This window comes from Pseudoalteromonas sp. MMG033 (assembly GCF_057197785.1).
This window is the reverse complement of the sequence record NZ_CM170070.1, coordinates 1631975-1651124: the sequence shown is the minus strand read 5'-3', so window position 1 is coordinate 1651124 and position 19150 is coordinate 1631975. Positions and strand designations below refer to the sequence as shown.

Annotated in this window: 16 protein-coding genes; 5 read left to right on the top strand and 11 right to left on the bottom strand. The window is 45.0% G+C overall.

Features of this window, described 5'->3' with window-relative positions:
• Positions 1–17: 17 nt before the first annotated feature.
• Positions 18–674, bottom strand: a complete 657-nt coding sequence (locus tag AC2CZC_RS07285; protein ID WP_484584344.1) for a fumarylacetoacetate hydrolase family protein — start codon at positions 672–674, stop codon at positions 18–20.
• 244 nt (positions 675–918) lie between these two features.
• On the opposite strand from AC2CZC_RS07285, the gene AC2CZC_RS07280 reads away from it, so the two are divergent.
• Positions 919–1596: a nitroreductase family protein gene (locus AC2CZC_RS07280; protein ID WP_484584343.1), complete on the top strand. Its 678-nt coding sequence runs from the start codon at positions 919–921 to the stop codon at positions 1594–1596.
• A gap of 4 nt (positions 1597–1600) precedes the next feature.
• Here AC2CZC_RS07280 and AC2CZC_RS07275 read toward each other — a convergent pair whose 3' ends face one another.
• The 3 genes from AC2CZC_RS07275 to AC2CZC_RS07265 are packed head-to-tail and all read right to left on the bottom strand — an operon-like array spanning position 1601 to position 6265.
• Positions 1601–2659, bottom strand: coding sequence for an efflux RND transporter periplasmic adaptor subunit (locus AC2CZC_RS07275; RefSeq protein ID WP_484584342.1), 1059 nt, complete (start codon positions 2657–2659; stop codon positions 1601–1603).
• Positions 2643–5936, bottom strand: coding sequence for an efflux RND transporter permease subunit (locus tag AC2CZC_RS07270; RefSeq protein ID WP_484584341.1), 3294 nt, complete (start codon positions 5934–5936; stop codon positions 2643–2645). The genes AC2CZC_RS07275 and AC2CZC_RS07270 overlap by 17 nt, the downstream gene beginning before the upstream one ends.
• Positions 5936–6265 (bottom strand): ArsR/SmtB family transcription factor, encoded by a 330-nt coding sequence (locus AC2CZC_RS07265; protein ID WP_484584340.1) that lies wholly within the window; start codon positions 6263–6265, stop codon positions 5936–5938. Before AC2CZC_RS07265 ends, AC2CZC_RS07270 begins: the two co-directional genes overlap by 1 nt.
• Before the next feature lie 83 nt (positions 6266–6348).
• On the opposite strand from AC2CZC_RS07265, the gene AC2CZC_RS07260 reads away from it, so the two are divergent.
• A complete protein-coding gene (locus tag AC2CZC_RS07260) occupies positions 6349–6699 on the top strand; it encodes a rhodanese-like domain-containing protein (RefSeq protein WP_484584339.1) in 351 nt (116 codons plus the stop codon).
• On the opposite strand, the gene AC2CZC_RS07255 is transcribed toward AC2CZC_RS07260, so the two are convergent.
• The gene (locus AC2CZC_RS07255) at positions 6692–7183 is read right to left on the bottom strand and encodes a DUF6653 family protein (protein ID WP_484584338.1); all 492 of its coding nucleotides are present in this window, start codon (positions 7181–7183) and stop codon (positions 6692–6694) included. The genes AC2CZC_RS07260 and AC2CZC_RS07255 overlap by 8 nt on opposite strands.
• Positions 7184–7371: 188 nt before the next feature.
• On the opposite strand from AC2CZC_RS07255, the gene AC2CZC_RS07250 reads away from it, so the two are divergent.
• A complete protein-coding gene (locus AC2CZC_RS07250; protein ID WP_484584337.1) occupies positions 7372–9741 on the top strand; it encodes a S41 family peptidase in 2370 nt (789 codons plus the stop codon).
• A 5-nt stretch (positions 9742–9746) separates the two neighbouring features.
• On the opposite strand, the gene AC2CZC_RS07245 is transcribed toward AC2CZC_RS07250, so the two are convergent.
• The 5 genes from AC2CZC_RS07245 to speA form a co-directional block, all read right to left on the bottom strand.
• Positions 9747–10559, bottom strand: coding sequence for a substrate-binding periplasmic protein (locus AC2CZC_RS07245; RefSeq protein WP_484584336.1), 813 nt, complete (start codon positions 10557–10559; stop codon positions 9747–9749).
• Between the two features lie 217 nt (positions 10560–10776).
• The gene (locus AC2CZC_RS07240) at positions 10777–11937 is read right to left on the bottom strand and encodes a mechanosensitive ion channel family protein (RefSeq protein ID WP_484584335.1); all 1161 of its coding nucleotides are present in this window, start codon (positions 11935–11937) and stop codon (positions 10777–10779) included.
• Positions 11934–12851 (bottom strand): acetyltransferase, encoded by a 918-nt coding sequence (locus AC2CZC_RS07235; RefSeq protein ID WP_063361935.1) that lies wholly within the window; start codon positions 12849–12851, stop codon positions 11934–11936. The genes AC2CZC_RS07240 and AC2CZC_RS07235 overlap by 4 nt, the downstream gene beginning before the upstream one ends.
• 46 nt (positions 12852–12897) lie before the next feature.
• On the bottom strand, positions 12898–13776 hold the full coding sequence (locus AC2CZC_RS07230) for an acyltransferase (protein WP_484584334.1): 879 nt from the start codon (positions 13774–13776) through the stop codon (positions 12898–12900).
• 113 nt (positions 13777–13889) lie between these two features.
• Complete coding sequence (speA, locus tag AC2CZC_RS07225; RefSeq protein ID WP_081216461.1) at positions 13890–15770, bottom strand: biosynthetic arginine decarboxylase; 1881 nt, start codon at positions 15768–15770, stop codon at positions 13890–13892.
• Between the two features lie 207 nt (positions 15771–15977).
• Between speA and speE the strand changes: the two genes are divergently transcribed.
• Positions 15978–16838: a polyamine aminopropyltransferase gene (gene speE, locus AC2CZC_RS07220; protein WP_284023118.1), complete on the top strand. Its 861-nt coding sequence runs from the start codon at positions 15978–15980 to the stop codon at positions 16836–16838.
• A 62-nt stretch (positions 16839–16900) separates the two neighbouring features.
• On the opposite strand, the gene hemE is transcribed toward speE, so the two are convergent.
• Positions 16901–17968, bottom strand: a complete 1068-nt coding sequence (gene hemE / locus AC2CZC_RS07215) for a uroporphyrinogen decarboxylase (RefSeq protein WP_484584333.1) — start codon at positions 17966–17968, stop codon at positions 16901–16903.
• A gap of 650 nt (positions 17969–18618) precedes the next feature.
• Between hemE and rsd the strand changes: the two genes are divergently transcribed.
• Positions 18619–19089, top strand: a complete 471-nt coding sequence (gene rsd, locus AC2CZC_RS07210) for a sigma D regulator (RefSeq protein WP_484584332.1) — start codon at positions 18619–18621, stop codon at positions 19087–19089.
• The last annotated feature ends 61 nt before the right edge of the window (positions 19090–19150 follow it).

Here is a 19150-nt window from a genome sequence, read left to right as displayed (position 1 = left end):
TGGCATGACATGGCCATCTACTCCACAATTGCTTGCCATTGATGCGCTTCACCTAACTCCAGTTTTAATCTATCCCCTTTAGCAAGTTTACCAACACCCTGTGGCGTGCCTGTCATCACAATATCCCCTGGCTGCAAGGTAAAATATCGAGATATCTCTTGAAGTAGGTGGTCTAGTTTAAAAATCATCTTATCGGTTTCGCCATGCTGTTTAAGCTGATCATTTTGCCAAAACTTAAACTCTAAAGGCGGTGTCAACTCTAACCCTTTTACAGGCATAAATGCAGACAAACAAGCGCTGCCATCAAATGCTTTTGCGCGCTCCCAAGGGTGTCCTTGCGCTTTAAGCTGAGACTGTAAATGACGTAAAGTCAGATCGAGTCCAAGGCCAATACCGCAAATATGTGACAGCGGCTCTTGTGTGTCAGCGGTTATCGTCTCGCCAACTAACAACACTAACTCCGCCTCATAATGGTGCTCACCAAGTTGTTCATTAATCGTCAATGCTGGGGCAAAATCGCAAAACGCGTTGGCAGGTTTAATAAACAATAAAGGAGACTCAGGTATAGGGTTATTTAACTCTTGCGCATGAGCCACATAGTTACGGCCAATACAGACAGCTTTACCGGCTGGAAATGATATTGTCTCTCCTGATACCCATTTATATTGATACATTACTTTCTCCATTACTATCCTCTGTTCTGCCTAGAATTGTATCTAACTTCAAGACAGACATTGAGCAGCTTATGCTTATACTCAATATACATAGATATTATTTTGCGCATCTCACTGCACGCGACAGTAAACTTATTTTGCCACTGTTATGGAAACTTTATGTTAATCAAAATGCGCGATAAGTTGAAACCTTTATAATCACAAGTTATAAAAACCACACAGCAAGTAACTAGGAATCACATCCATGAAAGCCCATGACAATATCCCACTCACCGACTTTATAGAATATTCGCCGCAAGAGATGCAGCAACGCGCCGATGATAACTTCTCGCTCATGCAACGTAGACATACCATTCGTAGCTTTAGTGACCGCCCTGTACCCAAGGAAGTTATCGAAACCTGTATCAAAACCGCAGGACTGGCCCCAAGTGGTGCAAACCACCAGCCATGGCACTTTGTGGCGATCCACAGCAATGATGTGAAAAAGCAAATTAGAGACGCTGCCGAGCAACTTGAGCGCTCATTTTATGAAGGCCGTGCAGGTGACGAGTGGCTGGATGCATTAAAGCCTTTGGGTACAGATGCGCAAAAACCGTATTTGGAGCATGCGCCTTGGCTCATTGCTATTTTTACCCAAAAGAAAGGCGGGATCCATGCAGAGGATAAAAATACCAACTATTACGTGCATGAGTCAGTCGGTATCGCGACTGGATTTTTGATCCAATCACTACACAACGCAGGATTGGCAACATTGACTCACACTCCGAAGCCGATGAGCTTTTTAACAGAGATCTGCCAACGAGATAAAGACAATGAGCGGCCATACATGCTGCTGATAGCAGGCTATCCAGCTGAGGATGCCACGGTGCCAGAGCATGCATTAGTTAAAAAGTCATTGGATGAGATTGCGTCATTTATTTAACTGATTAAGAGGAAGTACTGGCTATCGCCAGTACTTCCCCTGCTGCCAACCCAGAGACCACCACCACATCCTCTCCCAATACTTGGCCTAAGCGGACCAGTCTGCGCTGTTTTACTCCCTGCTCAACAACATACACCATGGTTAACTGCCCAGTGCGCTTTACATACTGCAGTGGGATCACCACCCTCTTGAGAGGCTTGGAAGGCAAGCTTATCTGTGCATACATACCCGGCTTACTGCCTTTTGGTGGCACAATATCTAGCTTTATTTCAAATTGTCGGGCTAAACTATCTGCTACAGGTACAATTTCACTGATAGTGCCCATGACGGTTGTACTCAACGCCTTCAATTCCACCTGCAATGTATCACCCACTTTGAGCTGCCCCGCTAAGCTAGAGCGCACAGCCCCCCTGACTTGCAAACTCGCAGGGTTAAAAATCTCAACAATCGGCACACCAGGGCTAAGCATGCTACCTGGCTCTTGCAGTCTTTCCACCACCACGCCAGATAATGGCGCATGCAAGCGCGTATAACTTAGCGCAGCTTGTGCGCCACTTAATTGCTCAGTCAGTGCAGCGCGGCGTGCCTTGAGCTCATCAACTTTACTTTGCCATTCATCCATTTGATTATTAGCGACGAGTCCTTTACTCAACAAAGCTTCGCTGCGAGAGAGCTGTTTTTGTGCCTGAGATAATTGCGCATCATTGGCCCGACTTTGCGCGCGAATTTCCTCCATAGAAGCACGTAACTGGGTATCTTCTAAAGTCGCCAGTAATTGACCCTTTTTCACTAGTTGACCCGCTCGCACCTCAAGCGTGTGTAACTGTGCCAACACACGACTAGATACGTGCGTATTCTCTTTAGCAACCAAACTGGCGCTGACAAAGTCTTCAGGCGTCACCTCTGTCGTGGTAACAAGGTATTGCTCGCCATTGTATACAGCTGACTTAGAACGAAGTTGCGGCTCAACTTGTGGATTAAATAACCCGGAAAAAGCACCTAATAAAACCCCTAAAGCAATGAATGCGCCCATCACTCCCCAATGTCTAGTTGTTAAGCGCATTGTCCGCCTCCTCATATTGTGTGTCTTTAAACACCAAAAAATACACCACAGGCACCACAAACAGTGACAATACTGTGGATGCCAAAGTGCCAAAAATAATCGCCAGTGCGAGACCGCTAAATACAGGGTCTAAAATAATCACTAAATTACCTAACATGGTTGTTCCAGCCGCAAGCAATACTGGCCGCATGCGCACTTCCCCAGCCTGATATAGTGCCTCTTTTATTGCCACTCCACGTGCACGTTGCTGATTAACAAACTCGACTAGAATAAGGCTATTTCGCACCACAATCCCTGCCAACGCTATCATGCCAATCATGGCTGTGGCGGTGAACAACACGGGCTCAGGTGCGCCAGCTATGGTGCGCTCGCCAAATTGATTTAATAGCCAAAACCCTGGCATGATCCCTATCATGGTCAATGGAATAGCCGACATAATGATGCCAGCCAGTGCACTCGATGCTGTTTGCCAGCGTAAAATGATGAAAATCGCCATCAGTGCAAAGGCAAAGCCAATCCCCATATCGCGAAATACATCCACAGTAATACGCCACTCTCCTTCACCAGAGAAACGGTATTCTGTCCCTGCTGGCAACTGCCATCCAAGCCCTGCGCCACTGGATAAAAATGTTCGTGACTGCCAAGGCCACTGAGTTTGCTGTGTCGTTTTACCCTCATCACTGACAATATCTGCAATGACCGCTGCCGGCGTTCTTCCATTAAGCTCAGCCGTCACATAAATCACCTCTTTGAGATCTTTGCGATAGATAGGCTGCTCCACTAAACTTTGCTGCCACTGTCCAAGCTCCCCCAAAGGCACCAGAGGTGAAGTGGTACTTTCAAGTGCATTCCCCGTCGTCATTTTTGCCAATGTATGCGTACCTCTTAACTGCAGTGCATTGATCACAGGCCATTGGTTGCGCTCTGCAAAGGGCAACTGTAATTCAATATCAAGCGGGGTGACTTCATGGGGCACTTGCAACACACCTGCAACGAAACCACCACTGGCAATTTGCAATGTCTGGTTCACATCCTGAGTGACAATACCTGATAATGCGGCTTTGCGTTTATCCAAAATGAAGCGTTGGCGCATCGCTTGAGGGACCAAAGACATATCAACCTCTACCACATGCGCTTCTTGCTCAATCCGTGCTTTGAGCACATGGGCGGCTGCCACATGCGTTGCCTTATCTGTAAATAAATCACTGGCATACACTTCAGCGACTAATGTCGACATCACAGGAGGCCCGGGTGGTACCTCAACCACTTTGATGCGAATGCCATTTTTTATCAGTGGCGCCAATGCGTCACGCATTCTCAGCACCACAGCATGAGACTGATGAACGCGGTGCTGCTTATCAACTAATAAGACTCTTAATTCTGAAAAGTGACTACTATGACGTTGATAATACCCGCGCACCATGCCATTAAAATCGACACTGGATGGCCGACCAACATAGGCAGCCATTGCCGTCACTTCCTGTAATTGCCAAACAACCTCTTGTACTCGCTGCGTCATTGCTGCCGTGGCCTCTAAACTCGTACCTCGTGGCATATCAATGAGCACTTGCACTTCATTTTTGTTATCAAATGGTAGAAGTTTGAGTGGCACTGCACGCAGCAATGGCAAGCTTGCACTGACAATGAATAAGCCAAGTACAGACCAAAGCAGCCATTTTGCTCTGATTGGGTTCGCGAGCAGCGAACTCAGCCACCCTCTATACCATTGATTATGCTGCGCAGTCTCTGTGGTTGTCGTGCTGCTCAGTAGTTTATTGCCCAACCAAGGCGTGACAAACAAAGCAACTAAGGTGGATACAATCACCGCCACTGGAATATTAAACGCCATGGGTGCCATATAAGGGCCCATCATGCCTGTAATAAATGCCAATGGAATGAATGCCACGATGATGGTCAATGTGGAAGTTAATAGCGGCACTTTTACTTCAAGCATCGCATCCACAATGGTATTGGCACGTTTTGATGGGCTCAACCTATCTGTGTGACGACGTAAAAGACGCGTCATGTTGTCGACCCCTGTAATGGGGTCATCCACCAATAACCCCAAGGCAAGGATCAATGCAAACAAGGTTACCCGGTTAATGGTGTAACCAAATAGATAGCCCAAACTGAGTGTGATCCCATAACACACAGGAATAGCCAAGCCAATGATCAGTGCCTGCCGCCAACCTAAAAAGAGGCCAATAAATACCACCACAGTCACAATCGCAAAAGCCAAACTCGCAGTGAGATTGTTTACCTTCTCATCCGCTGTTTGCCCATAATTTCGTAATACCTGATATCGTACACCGGCTGGAAATAATTCAGACTCCAGCCTCTCCATCATGGCCAGACTTTGCTCAGCGACCTGAACGGCATTGCTGCCGCGCTGCTTAGCAACACTCAAGGTCACCATAGGTAAATTACGTCGCTGATCATCCAGTGTGATCCACTGATAGTGATGTGGCTCACTGGGTCCATCATGCAAAGTGGCAATATCCGAGAGATAAATCTGTCTGCCATTAACGACATTCACAACCAATTGGTTTAATTGTTCGGTCGTACGTAGCACATCTCCAGCTTGCAACTGCCAAAGCTTATCGCCAACAACAAAGTCCCCCACCGTATCTAGTTGGTTGGCATATTCAATTGCCTTTAATACATCAAGTGGCGTGGTGTGATACGCAGCCAATGCGCTGGCGTTGAGTGCGACCTGAATTTGCCGTGTACGCCCAGATAGCACCGACACTTCGCTGGTGTCATTAATGGTCTGCAATTGTGCCGAGACTTCTTGCGCAATACGCGTTAACTCGAAGTCGCTATAGCGTTCAGGGTCTTCACTGTATAAGCCCAACATCAGTATCGCCACATCATCCACTTCAACCGGTTTTATTTGCCAGTGCTTTACCACACTCGGCATCGTATCTTCATTGGCATATAATTTGGTATAAGTGTTGAGTATGGCGCGCTCACGGTCCTGACCGACCTCAAAGCGCAGAGTGACAGCAACACTACCAGATGCACTGGTCGAATAGACATGCTCAACACCCGGGATTTGCCTGAGTATTTTTTCAAGGGGTTCGGTCACCAAACGTGCCACTTCAGAGGCCGCAATGTTTGGCACCTCAACATGGATATCCAAAATTGGCACCACGATTTGCGGCTCTTCTTCACGTGCAGTCTGATGCAACGCCAGTATCCCGAATAGGATACTGATCAGTAATATAAATAGAGGAATGCGACTATGCAGCAGTTCTCTCATAACGCGTGTAAACATTAACTGCCGTCCTCATCGATAGCTGGCTGACAAAATAGTTGATACAACTGAGCCAAAATCGCCGTGACCTTATCATCAATGATCCGATAGTAAATTGTCTGTCCATCACGACGCGTTGCCACCACATTGGCTTTACGAAGCCCAGCCAGATGCTGCGACAATGCAGACTGTGCCAGTGGTACCTGCGCATTTAACTCACTGACACTCATTTCTTGCTGTAGCAAACTACATAAAATCATTAAACGGTTTTTATTTGCCATCAGTTTAAGTAGCGTCTCTGCGTGCTCTGCACTTTGCGCCATATCTTGTGCTTTCAATGTTATGTCCATGTCACTTGTCTTTGACGGCATTATAGACAAGTATATTAGAAAGATCTAATATTAGGAAATGCTAATGTAATGAGCTCACAATTATGACCAAATCTGTGCAAGCACTACTCACTATTCTCAAAGACCAACAAAGGTGTATTGATGGTATGCAAGCAAAACAAGAAATACAGTCCGATCACGGTTTATTGATTGATGTGCGGGAAATGTCGGAGCACCAAGCCGGCGCCCCCATGGGCGCAGTCAATATCCCAAGAGGTTTACTCGAGTTTAAACTGCCTACATTAGAGCCGGATCAAAATCGCGCCATCTATCTGCATTGTGCGGCGGGTAGTCGCGCTTTATTTGCCGCCGAGCAACTTAAACGTATAGGTTATCAGCGGGTGACTGTCGTAATGTGTCGCGCAGACGAGTTGTGTGCGATGTTCGCTAATTAATGGCCTCATCACGACCATGCACCTCATGATAGAGCCACACCATGCGATCGAGAAACCATGTTTTTGCGAGGATGAGGCCAACTGTACCGGTGCACGTACTGATCGGCTCATGAAAAAACAGCCCGGCGACAGACATCGCGGTAAATACACATAATAACGCTGAAATCACATCGAGTGTTTTGAAGTGGTGCAAGGGTACTTGCGCACGCTGGTAAATTAAGATGCGCTCTCCAAGCACACTTTGTGACGCCCAGCTGTCTGTATGGGCAGGCTTTTTAAAGCATCTAGGGTTTATCCAAATCCACACACTCAGTGCAACTAATATTGGCCAAAACCATACTCCAAATAGCTCACGCCACCAAATACACGCAATCAACATCGGTAAACAGCTATAGCGCGTCCAAACACTCCAAGGATTTGCGTGTCTTTGCCACACGTCCTCACTCATAGAAAAGTACTTCGCTGCCAAATTTTCAAACCGCATCTATTTATCCTTAAACACACCATGCTCAACAGACTAACCGCAAACAAAGCGGTGAACTGTTTAAAAATGTAGCTTCGATTACACATTTACTGACGTTTTTAGTCAACTAGCTTACAGCACATCCACTTACTGACTTGTAGACTCGATGTCACTTTATTTAGACACCAACATACAAAGGATTGCTGATTATGACACTGGCTTTGAAATACACCTTCTGTTTAATGGCCACCTGTTTAATGCTCACTGGTTGTCAGGATAATCAAGATCATCGTACTGATTTGCAGCGCTCCGCGGGAAATTGGCAAAAAACAGGCTACGGACAAGCCCTTCATATCACCATGAATCGCATACTCAGCTATCAGTATAACAGCTTTGGCTGCATTCAAGTGTCAGCGCAACCACACAGTGAAGCAAACGCAGCATTATCATCCATAGACATACTCGACTCGAATCGATTGCGAATACAACGTCAAGGGGATGTGTACCCAAGCCAATATACACACAGTGATGCATTGCCAAGTCAATGTGTAACCCCCATAAAAATATCTAAGGGCGCCTCACCTCATGCTGTCTTTGACTACTTCTGGCATACTTTTAACGACTACTATGCGTTTTTCTCAGTCAAAGGCCTTGATTGGCAGGCACAATATCAGCAATACCGTGCCCAAGTGACTGATACAATGACTGATGAAGCACTTTTTACACTGCTTTCAGACATGGTTGCACCCCTGCAAGATATGCATGTCACCATCTCCTCTGCACAACAGGAGTATTTTTCTCACAAGCCAACGCCTATCCTAAGCGCCATACAGCAAGATGCGGCTTTACAGCGCTTGCAAGGCAAGCCCGGTGACGTAAATACACTCTTCGAAGATTATCAAATTCAATCACAGCAAGTGAGTAAACAATACCTCTTAACAGACAGTATCCAGACACACTCTCAAAAGGGTGACAATGCCACTGCACTTTGGGGTAAGACAGCAAGTAATGTTGGGGTGCTGGTTCTAAACAACCTAGACAGCTACGCCACACACGATGATGCTGATGAAGTTCAAAACCTAAAGGCTGCGCGCGCTATGATGGACAACGTTATGGCCGACCTCCAAGATACTGACGCCATCATCATTGATATCCGCCACAACACTGGCGGAGATGATGCCATCGCTTTGGCCGTTGCCAATTACTTTTCTGACCAAGATGTGTTGGCATTTAATAAGCGAGCCATCAACTCCTCAGGGCGCGGTATTCCTGTGCGTCAACAGTTGAAAGCCAAGCAAACTGCTTACACACGACCTGTATACCTACTCACTAGCCAGTTAACCATCAGTGCCGCAGAGGTATTCACTATGGCCATGGATCAACTCCCCCATGTCTCCTTAGTCGGGGAGGAAACCGCAGGTTCACTGTCTGATGCCCTGCGTTTTACCCTACCAAACGGCTGGCAAATCAGTTTATCCAATGAAGTGTATCGCAATGCCCAAGGCGACATGTTTGAACATTCAGGCTTCACACCAGATCACCTTGTCCCTGCATTCAGTAAATATGACCTCAAAATGCGTAGATTTGAAACCTATGACTTCGTGCTGAATAAGCTCGATAAAACGCCCTTCCCCGCAATGGATATCGACGACTTTGAGCGTCAAGTCACGGCGCTTCAAACACAAGGTAATATCCCAAGTATCGCCATTGCGGTTATGGCACAGGGTAAACCCATATATAGTCAAGGATTTTCAATAGAACCCGAACGTACCGTCAATACCGACAGTCCGTTTGATGTCACGGGTTTAGACAGCGTGTTAATTGGGGATGCGATGCACAATGCGAGCATTGACGGCATGTTACAGCTCGACCAGCCTTTGGCGCATATATTGCCTTTTGAGCTAGACAGCCCCATTGAGCATATCACAGCGGCGCAGCTGTTAACGGGCAAAAGCGGTATTGTTGATGATCAATCTCTCTTACCCTGTATCAACGAGCCCGCGCAAAGTCCCTGCCCTGACTTGTTTACCAGCCCTGACGCTTTGCTAGAAGCATATTTACATAAAGCAGGGGCGCTATATCACAAAGGCAACTTTTCGAGTCATTATGGGATTGAGAAAGGCAATGCTGAGATTTACTCTCGCTTAGGTCTCACACTGGCCAGCTCACTTTTTTCACAAACACATCAAGCGCCCTTGTCTCAGTTAACCCAGCACTATGTTTTTGAACCACTCAATATGCACAGTACACACTGGTATAGCACATCAGATCAAGCGCCTCACAGACTGATATCTACCGCAAATGATATCAGCAATTTATTAAGCAAACAGTCGTCTGATATATCCAGCGAGCATGCCCCCCACCCTCATTATTTTTGGCATCGTGATAATCGCAAGTTTTACCACCTTAGCCATGGTACAGGCCCCACCTCACTGCTCTTTACTGATAGCTTTAATCAAACTGGCTATGTTTTATTGACAGATACTTACGCGAAAACAGACGAGGTTAAAGCCGTGTACAATCAACTGGAAACCTTGCTATTTAAACTTACTCTTCAACTGCCAAAACAGCAGCCCTAACATGACTAGTGCGGTGAAAATGAGGCCAGCGGTTCAATAAGCTGGGTAGGTATTTTAGGTAAATGATAAGGCGCGACTAATTTATCCAGCGTCTTATTTTTTGCCATAGTGTGCATTTGCTGAGAGATGTGGCTGCCCAATCCAGAATTGGCAAACGACTCACTCATCGCCATATAGCCATAAATTGGTTGGGTATGGCGATACTGCATTTTCTTTAATTTGTGCATCGGCTGGTCAAGCACATCCATCGCAATATCAGCCGTGTCTTCAACCGCAATCACCAAATCAACGCGCCCCTTCAAGACAAGGTCTACCGCAACACGCTCAGACGGCACCGCGACTTTATTTAAACTATTGTCTTTATCAAACTGTGGAAAAAAAGCGCCGCCACGCATCACAGCAATGCGCTTACCTTGCAAGTCTTCGTAGCGGTTGACTTCAATATCGCTATTTTGTTGACCATAAAAGACAAACGATGAAGACAGCACCATATAAGGCGGCTCGACAAAGGACATGATTTTTTCACGTTCAGGGGTTCGAATTAAGCCACCCATGACATCCACTTTGCCTTTGCTGAGCAAACGCACACAACGTGAAAAAGGACAGGGTACAGCTTTAATTTTATATTTTTTCCCGCTGGTTAATTCAGCATATTTGAGGATATCTAAGATCAGACCTTGCGGATGGTTATTATCGTTTAAACGACTATAAGGCGGAGCATGATCAACAGCAACATGGACAATTTGGTCAACCGCAAGGCTATACGCACTAAATGTCAAAGCGAACATACTCTGTATTAGCACGTTTATTAACTTCATTCGATCACCTACCTAATAACACGCATTTTGACTTCAAGACACTCAGCGTACTTGCCACTACCTTTACCTGCTTTCCCTCTTTATAACATATCTGATTGTCACAAAAATACCACAATAAAATCGTGACTGTGTCATCACCTTAACATACTAGGTGCACTCAGCTCAGTGATTTTTGTACGCGTTGTGCATTTTGCTTTAGCTAGCCGTGATAATGCAATTACAACACTTGGTATGGTCGCAGCTCAAACTCATTGAGTAACAACAACATTTGGTCGAGAATATTCGCCTGAATATGCTCATAGTTCACCCAGCTTTTGTCTTTACTGAAGCAGTAAAACTCCACTGGAATGCCGTGGTATGATGGTGATAGCTCACGCACCATGCAGGTACACTCTGTATTTATCTCGGGTCTTTGCTTTAACAAATACTCAGCATACATTCTAAATGCAGTGAGGTTGCTACACATCTCGGGTAACTTGAGCGCATTCAATGCTGGGAACTTCACTTTTAACTCGCCGATTTGTGCTTCCGTGAGCAAACAGACACTATTCATATCAATAGGGATATTGCGTTTGATGCGTCTGCCAGCAGATTCTTGCATCGCGCGCCAATTTTTAAAAGAATCCGATATCAAAGCGTATGTTGGAATGGTTGTCACCGTATTATCCCAATTGCGCACTCGGACCGTATTGAGCCCTAAATCAATCACTTCTCCATCGGCACCAAATGTATCGACTTGGATCCAATCACCTGTGGCAACGAGCTTATTGGCCGCAATTTGAATACTGGCAACCAAACCCAAAATAGTGTCTTTGAAAACCAATAAAGTAACCGCTGCAATGGCACCAAAACCTGAGAGTATATATGTCGGTGATTTATCGACAATGGTGCTCACCACCAACACAGTCGTGACAATAAACACCATCAGCTTTACCAGCTGTACGATGCCCTTAATCGGCACATCTTTAGCAAATTTTTGCTGCTGATAAATCGTATGAGCAATGTTCAATAATGAACTCACCAAGAAGCCAAACGCCACTATCAAAATCACTTGGGCCAGCAATTGCAGCTGACTCATGACCCACGCCGGCGCAACAAACATGTACTTGTTGATCATCACAAACAAAATACTGCTGATCAGTAATGCCACACGGCCACTGAGTTTACTTAACTGAGGCGCAAGATAGGCAATCTTAGCGCGTAAGAATTGAGACAACATGTTTTTGACTTTGGGCACGAGCGCAAGCTTTATCAAGGCAAAAATAACCACTAACCCGATCAGTGATACACTGTTTGTTAGCGACGCCAAGATAAATGGGTGCATACTCTGACCGCCAACAAAAGGCGAAATCACATCTTGCAAATGGACCATACTCATAATGAGTTCACCTCTGATGGCACATTATCCGCTTCCCCTTCAGGGCGCTGCTCTAGTCTTGCTATCTGTGCAGATTTTTGCTGCCAAAGTGTATTCATATAAGCCTGAAATTGTACTCGATATGCTTTATCACCTTGATAATCTCCTAAAGGCAATTCACTCATAGGAATATAGTCAACTTGCAAAGAAACCGCATCAAGGCGTCCTAGCACAAAGGCACGACAAATATGTAGGTCCTCGCTGTGATACACCAAAGCGGTATTTAATAAGCCATCAACCTGCTCACTTAATACATCCAATGCAAATGCAGTTCCCCCCGCTTTTGGTTTCAGAAGGTTATCAAAAGGACTCGCTTGGCGACGCTGTTTTTGCGCTGTGAAGCGCGTCCCTTCAGCAAAGTTAATCACCGTCGTTGGGTGATGCTTAAAGTTTTTACAGCTTTGCTTTGTGCGCTCGACATCCATGCGCTTTAACTTCGGATTTTTAGCAATTTGCGCTTTACTAGCCCGCTTCATAAACGGCATATCCAAAGCCCATGCCCCAGTGCCAATCAATGGCACATATTTCAATTCATCTTTAAGGAAAAACTTCGGGGCGGGCAGCTGGGATTGCGCACTCAGTACCACTATGTCCAACCAACTTATGTGATTTGATACCAGTAAATACCAACCATTTACTGAAATAGCTTGAGGCATTTTGACATGCATAGACACCCCACCGAGCTTTAAGCCAATGCGATTGCCCACACACCATTTGTGATAAGCCCAGTGTAAAAGCACCGAGAGTAAGCGAACGCGCAGGCACCATTTTACGATGCCCAAGCCCAGTATGATCAGCCCCCAAAATGCCGTATTGAGTAACAAAAATAAAGCGCCAATCGCACCGTGAAACCACTTCGGTAATATACTCTTCATAGTTTGTTTCCCTTACTCACTTGTTATTGTGGGCCGTACTAAACAATTACTCGCTTGGAGTAGCTAATTGCTCAATGCATTTGTCTTTTTCAGACCACAGACGGTTAAGCTCCCCTTGAAACTGAACACGAAATTCATTATCGCCCGTATAGTCACCCACCAACTTGTCACTCACTGGCATTAATTCAACTTCAACGTTAATTTGCCCGGCTTTACCAGCCACGAAATCCATAAATGTCGGTACACCGTTGGGATAATGAATGGTCACATTCACCACTTGATTTATTTGCTCACCCATCGCCTGCATCACAAATGCAATACCACCCGCTTTAGGTTTAAGTAAATGTTTAAATGGGCTGTTTTGTCTTTGGTGCTTTTCATCTGTAAAGCGCGTGCCTTCAACAAAATTCACAATACTCACTGGCATCGTTTTGAATTTTTCACAGGCTTTGCGTGTCGTCTCGATGTCTTTGCCTTTTAATTTAGGATTTTTCCTAATTTGGCTTTTACTCGTGCGGGTCATAAAAGGAAAATCTAATGCCCACCAAGCTAATCCCAAAAACGGTACGTACAGTAACTCTTTTTTCAAAAAGAAGTTTAAAAATGGAATTTTGCGATGCAATACCCGCTGTAGCACTAAAATATCTACCCAGCTTTGGTGGTTCGCAATCACTAGGTACCAGTCTTTTCTGTTGAGCTTATCAGCGCCATTGATTTGCAGCTGATACGGTGAGACGCAGCGCTGATTTACGTTATTGCCAGCAACCCACATACTTGCACATGATTTAGCAAGTTTGCTGAGTAAGCGCTGCAACGGAGGAATGGGGATCAGTTTGAGCACACCGCATATAAATATCGGCACAAACCAAATTAATGTATTTAGGACGTATAAAATCAGCCCCACAATTTGACGGACTAGCGACATGCAAAGTTCCTTTACTACTTTTATTTTACTCGACTATACCTCATCACAACTTAGTATTGTGATGAGGGCATCATACGCAATTTCAAGGGAATAAAAAATCTGAGCAGTTAGGGTTAATCTACAAAATAGGTATAACCAGTTAACCCCATCTTTAATTCCTTTAAAAAGGTTTCTTTTGTTTTTGGCGCCACGGCCACTGCATTGACCTGACGAGTGAAGTTATCGATAAGTTGCTGCTTATCGTAATGCACAAAACGTAACACGTCTTCCACACAGTCACCTTTGAGCGCATTTGTCAGCTGATAGCCTGTCTCATTCAATTCGACATGCACTGAGTCTGTATCACCAAATAGATTGTGTAAATCACCCAAAATCTCTTGATACGCGCCAACCATAAACATCGCTAAATGGTACTGCTCAGATGGCTGGTATTGCGGCATAGGCAAGCTAGACTCAATCCCAGCCCCTTCTACATACTCACGAATTTGCCCATCAGAATCACATGTAATGTCTTGAATAATCGACCTTTGCGTCAACGGCTGGTCGAGATTTGAAATCGGCATCACAGGGAACAGCTGCTGAATACCCCATACATCCGGCAAGGATTGAAACAATGAGAAATTAACAAACAGCTTATCTGCCAGCTTTTCGTTTAAATCATCCAATACTTCACGATGCGCCCTTGATTGCGCACTTAAACTGTCACGCACCTGTCTCAGTATCGTAAAATACAGACGTTCAATTTGCGACCACTGTGCCATAGATATGAGACCATGAACATATTGATCATGTGCGTCCCCAAATAAGTGGATTGCATCATGGTACGTTTCCAGCGCAAGCCTTGGCGTAAGGCGAGATAACGCCTGTCGCAACTCTTGTATTAAATGGTGTTCATCACCACTGATCTGCTCTGGCACATCTTCACTCGGTGCGGTTTCAATATCTATCACATCAGTGATCAACACGGCATGATGTGCTGTTAAGGCACGACCCGACTCCGTAATAATATCAGGATGCGGTAAATCATGTTGCTCAGCGACTTCGGCAAAGGCGTTAACTACGTTGCGCGCATACTCGCCTACCGTATAGTTCATAGAGCAAGCACTGCGAGAACCCGAACCTTCATAGTCCACGCCTAAACCACCGCCTACATCCACGGTTTTTAATGGCACGCCCAACTGTGATAATTCCGCATAGTGCCTCGCACACTCTCTCAGTGCGCGTTGGATATCGCGAATATTCGCGATCTGTGAACCAATATGGAAGTGGACTAACTGCATCAAGTGCAGCTTGTTATGACGACGTAACGTGTCAACGGCATTAAGTACCTGGCCTGCTGTGAGACCAAATTTGCCCTTTTCCCCTCCGGTATTTTGCCATTTACCTTTACCGATAGAGTTAAGACGAATGCGAATGCCAATGGCTGGCTCAATGTGCATATCATCCACTTCTTTGATTAATGCATCGAGCTCAGACAGTTTTTCTACCACAATTTGCACTTTATGGCCCATCGCTTGACCAATCAGCGCCAAACGTAAAAACTCTCTGTCTTTATAGCCATTGCAAACAATCGTGATCGGCGACGTGGCCAAACCTAAAATAGCCATCAACTCAGGCTTAGAGCCGGCTTCTAGACCAACCAAGCCGCTTGGATGACTCAACAGTTTGCTCACCACCGAGCGTTGCTGATTCACTTTAATAGGGTAAACACAGGTATACTCACCTTGATACTCTCTTTGCGCTTTTGCCTGTGCAAACGCATCTGTTAACGTATCAACACGATTCTGAAGAATATCAGTGAACCTCACCAATACCGGTAAGGTTAACCCCTGCTCTTTAAATCGCTCGGTGAGATCTGATAATACGATTGGCGCTTTACTATGGTCACCATCAGGGTAAGCAATCAGCTCACCACTGTCATTGATATCAAAGTAGCCATCACTCCAATGCTGTACATTGTATGTGTTGCGTGCGGTATCGACTCCCCACTCCATTATTTACCCTACTAAAAAATTCTCATACTGTGCTCATTTTAATACGCCTTATCGTGATTAGCGATAGTTAAATATGCCTTGAGATACACAGACTGTGACCTACTGATGACAAACAGACAAACTGCTTGCTATCGACTAAAATAGATTGAGCAAATTCCTCGGCGCTGGTAAATTTGCGCCAAATTTAAATTCAATGTGAAAGCAAACATGTCTAATTTAGAAGCAAACCGCTGGTTTACAGAGATAAGTGACCGAGATGGCAGCGCTTTTTCTCTGCGTATCAATAAAAAGCTGGATGAGGTTCAGTCGCCGTTTCAAAAAGTTGAAATGTACGAGACAACCGACTTTGGCAATCTGATGATCATTGATGGCTGTACTATGGTCAGCACACGTGAGAACTTTTTCTATCATGAAATGATGAGCCATCCAGCGCTTTTTGCACACCCTGCACCAAAAAACGTGGTGATCATCGGCGGTGGTGACTGCGGTACTTTACGTGAAGTGCTTAAGCACCCAGATGTTGAATCAGTCACGCAAATCGACATTGACGAAGTGGTGACGCAGATGTCACTAAAGTATTTCCCTGAGCTTTGCGCATCCAATGACGACCCGCGTGCAACCGTGATGTTTGATGATGGCATCAAATACATGCGTGAAGCTGCGGCAAATTCTATCGACGTGATCATTGTTGACGGTACTGATCCAGTTGGTCCTGGTGAAGGCCTATTCAACCATGCGTTTTACACCAGTTGTTTAGCAGCACTGAGTGATGGCGGGATTTTAATCCAACAAAGTGAGTCACCGCTGATGCACATGCCGCTGCTAAAAGAGATGCGCCAAGCAATGAAAGATGTTGGTTTTGCGGATTTACAAACTTTACCGTTCCCACAGCCAATTTACCCAAGCGGTTTATGGTCTGCTACTTTGGCGCGTAAAGGTGAGCAATTTAATGGCTTTAGAGAGCAAGATGTGGATGCTGCCCAGTTTGATACTGAGTATTACAACACAGGTATTCACAAAGGGGCACTCGCAACGCCAAACTTTATGCGCCGCGCATTCGACAAATAAAGCGCGCCACATAAAAACAAAAAAACCCAAGCAAAGCTTGGGTTTTTTGTTTTTGTCCAGTATTACTTTTGATGATACTGGCGACTAAACTCATGGACAGAGTTGATGAATATACCCGCATTTTCAGGGTCTACATCTGGCGTGATCCCATGGCCTAAATTAAATACATGACCGCTGCCTTCACCAAAACCAGCTAAGATAGACTGCACTTCTTCACGAATACGCTCAGGCGTGCCATGCAGCATCGCAGGGTCCATATTGCCTTGCAGTGCAACCTTATCACCAACGCGTCGTTTCGCATCCGCAATATCAATGGTCCAATCTAAACCTATCGCGTCACATCCTGTCGCAGCAATAGACTCAATCCACTGACCGCCATTTTTAGTAAATAACGTCACTGGCACCTTGCGTCCATCGTTTTCACGAATAAGGCCATCCACAATTTTATGCATATATTGCAACGAAAACTCTTTGTAGTCACGTGGGCTGAGTACGCCGCCCCAAGAGTCAAAGATCATCAGCGACTGAGCACCCGCTTTTACTTGTGCATTTAAATAGTCAATCACTGAATCCGCTACTTTATCAAGCAGTAAGTGCAACGTCTGCGGCTCTGCAAAAGCCATCTTTTTAATCTTGCCAAAAGTTTTGCTGCTGCCGCCCTCAATCATGTAGGTCGCCAAAGTCCACGGTGAACCTGAGAAACCAATTAACGGCACTTCACCTTTTAGCTCTCGACGAATCGTGCTCACTGCATTCATGACATAGCCCAGATCATCGGTTGGGTCTAACTTCGGCAGTTTTTGTACATCAGCCAGAGAAGAAATTGGACGCTCAAATTTAGGACCTTCACCCGTTTCAAAGTATAGACCTAGGCCCATTGCATCTGGGATAGTTAAAATATCACTGAAGAGAATCGCAGCATCCAGTGGATAACGACGTAACGGCTGCAATGTCACTTCACATGCAAGCTCCGCATTTTTGCACAAACTCATAAAGTCGCCAGCTTGCGCTCGCGTCGCTCTGTATTCAGGTAGATATCGCCCCGCTTGGCGCATCATCCATACAGGTGTCACATCAACCGGCTGCTTCTGCAACGCGCGTAAATAACGATCATTTTTCAACTCGCTCATAGCGTGATTCAATTCCAGTGCTGTAAAAATTGTTCGAATTGTATCACTTTATCCCTACTCGCCCTAGCTGTTCAAACGTTTAAATCACTTCTCTATGATCCAGATTAATGAGCGGTACTGTCAGGTATGCCTAATATGATGAATCGCAATGCTAAACCCTAGCACTCTGCATCCGTGTTTCATAAACTTGAGATATTAAATTCACAAAAAAGTAGCGCAGAACATTTGCACCACAAAAAAAACCTTGCTATAAAAATGCTGCGCAAAACAACAATAACAAAACACCTTCTAACAAGAATAAACTCAAATCGCTAAACTGATTTCAACCACCTTCGGGTGGTTTTTGTTTTTAATACACACTATCCATATACAAGCCAACTGAATACGGAATAAAAATGATTAACACCAAGAGTAAAAAACCCAGCTAGGGTACAAATCAAAGAAATTATGTGCTTTTTGCAAAAAGTGGTTGATCTTTTCATCAGTTTTCATTTTTATAGGAGGCAAGATTAAGTATTCAGTATTACCAAATTGCTGTCTGTTTTTGGGTCCAAGCCATCCTATTTTGATGTACCCATGAAAATAATACCCGTTACACACACAATTTGGTCAGTGCAGGGCCTAAATAACGACCCGCTAAGGAGATAACTATGCTTTCACGGTTAGAACAAGCCCAACAAAAATGGGGAGGGAGTCATAGTGTTATCGATAACTGGCTCATGGAACGTCAAGAGCTGCTGTTGCTATATTATAAAGTTGCCGGATTATCGCCTTTTGAGAGCAGTGACAAAGCTTTACCAGAGCAAGTGCAAATTCAATCATTTTGCCAAATTTTAATGGATTACTTGTCGGCTGGCCATTTTGAGGTGTACGACAACATCGTTGCCGCCTGCAAAGAAAAAGGACCGGAAAGCTTAAAACTGGCACAGTCAATTTATCCAAAAATTACGGCATCTACAGACTTGGCTTTGGATTTTAACGACAAATATGCTGAGGCGAGCAGTGACAACCCAATGGCGGATTTTGATAAAGATTTATCAACGCTGGGCGAAGCATTAGAACAGCGCTTCGGATTGGAAGATGAGTTAATCGATAACCTCTTCGCAAATCATACTGACTAAAACAATTGAAATTAAAAAAGGGCTACTTCACAGTGGCCCTTTTTTTGTTCGCACTGTGCAA

Bases quoted from the DNA above. Each gene is read 5' to 3' on its own strand.
- speE (WP_284023118.1), top strand. From the start codon at position 15,978: ATGTCTAATTTAGAAGCAAACCGCTGGTTTACAGAGATAAGTGACCGA.
- AC2CZC_RS07270 (WP_484584341.1), bottom strand. From the start codon at position 5,936: ATGTTTACACGCGTTATGAGAGAACTGCTGCATAGTCGCATTCCTCTA.
- speA (WP_081216461.1), bottom strand. From the start codon at position 15,770: ATGGAGTGGGGAGTCGATACCGCACGCAACACATACAATGTACAGCAT.
- AC2CZC_RS07255 (WP_484584338.1), bottom strand. From the start codon at position 7,183: ATGCGGTTTGAAAATTTGGCAGCGAAGTACTTTTCTATGAGTGAGGAC.
- AC2CZC_RS07230 (WP_484584334.1), bottom strand. From the start codon at position 13,776: ATGTCGCTAGTCCGTCAAATTGTGGGGCTGATTTTATACGTCCTAAAT.
- AC2CZC_RS07275 (WP_484584342.1), bottom strand. From the start codon at position 2,659: ATGCGCTTAACAACTAGACATTGGGGAGTGATGGGCGCATTCATTGCT.
- AC2CZC_RS07285 (WP_484584344.1), bottom strand. From the start codon at position 674: ATGTATCAATATAAATGGGTATCAGGAGAGACAATATCATTTCCAGCC.
- rsd (WP_484584332.1), top strand. From the start codon at position 18,619: ATGCTTTCACGGTTAGAACAAGCCCAACAAAAATGGGGAGGGAGTCAT.
- AC2CZC_RS07280 (WP_484584343.1), top strand. From the start codon at position 919: ATGAAAGCCCATGACAATATCCCACTCACCGACTTTATAGAATATTCG.
- AC2CZC_RS07245 (WP_484584336.1), bottom strand. From the start codon at position 10,559: ATGAAGTTAATAAACGTGCTAATACAGAGTATGTTCGCTTTGACATTT.
- AC2CZC_RS07240 (WP_484584335.1), bottom strand. From the start codon at position 11,937: ATGAGTATGGTCCATTTGCAAGATGTGATTTCGCCTTTTGTTGGCGGT.
- AC2CZC_RS07265 (WP_484584340.1), bottom strand. From the start codon at position 6,265: ATGGACATAACATTGAAAGCACAAGATATGGCGCAAAGTGCAGAGCAC.
- AC2CZC_RS07260 (WP_484584339.1), top strand. From the start codon at position 6,349: ATGACCAAATCTGTGCAAGCACTACTCACTATTCTCAAAGACCAACAA.
- hemE (WP_484584333.1), bottom strand. From the start codon at position 17,968: ATGAGCGAGTTGAAAAATGATCGTTATTTACGCGCGTTGCAGAAGCAG.
- AC2CZC_RS07235 (WP_063361935.1), bottom strand. From the start codon at position 12,851: ATGAAGAGTATATTACCGAAGTGGTTTCACGGTGCGATTGGCGCTTTA.
- AC2CZC_RS07250 (WP_484584337.1), top strand. From the start codon at position 7,372: ATGACACTGGCTTTGAAATACACCTTCTGTTTAATGGCCACCTGTTTA.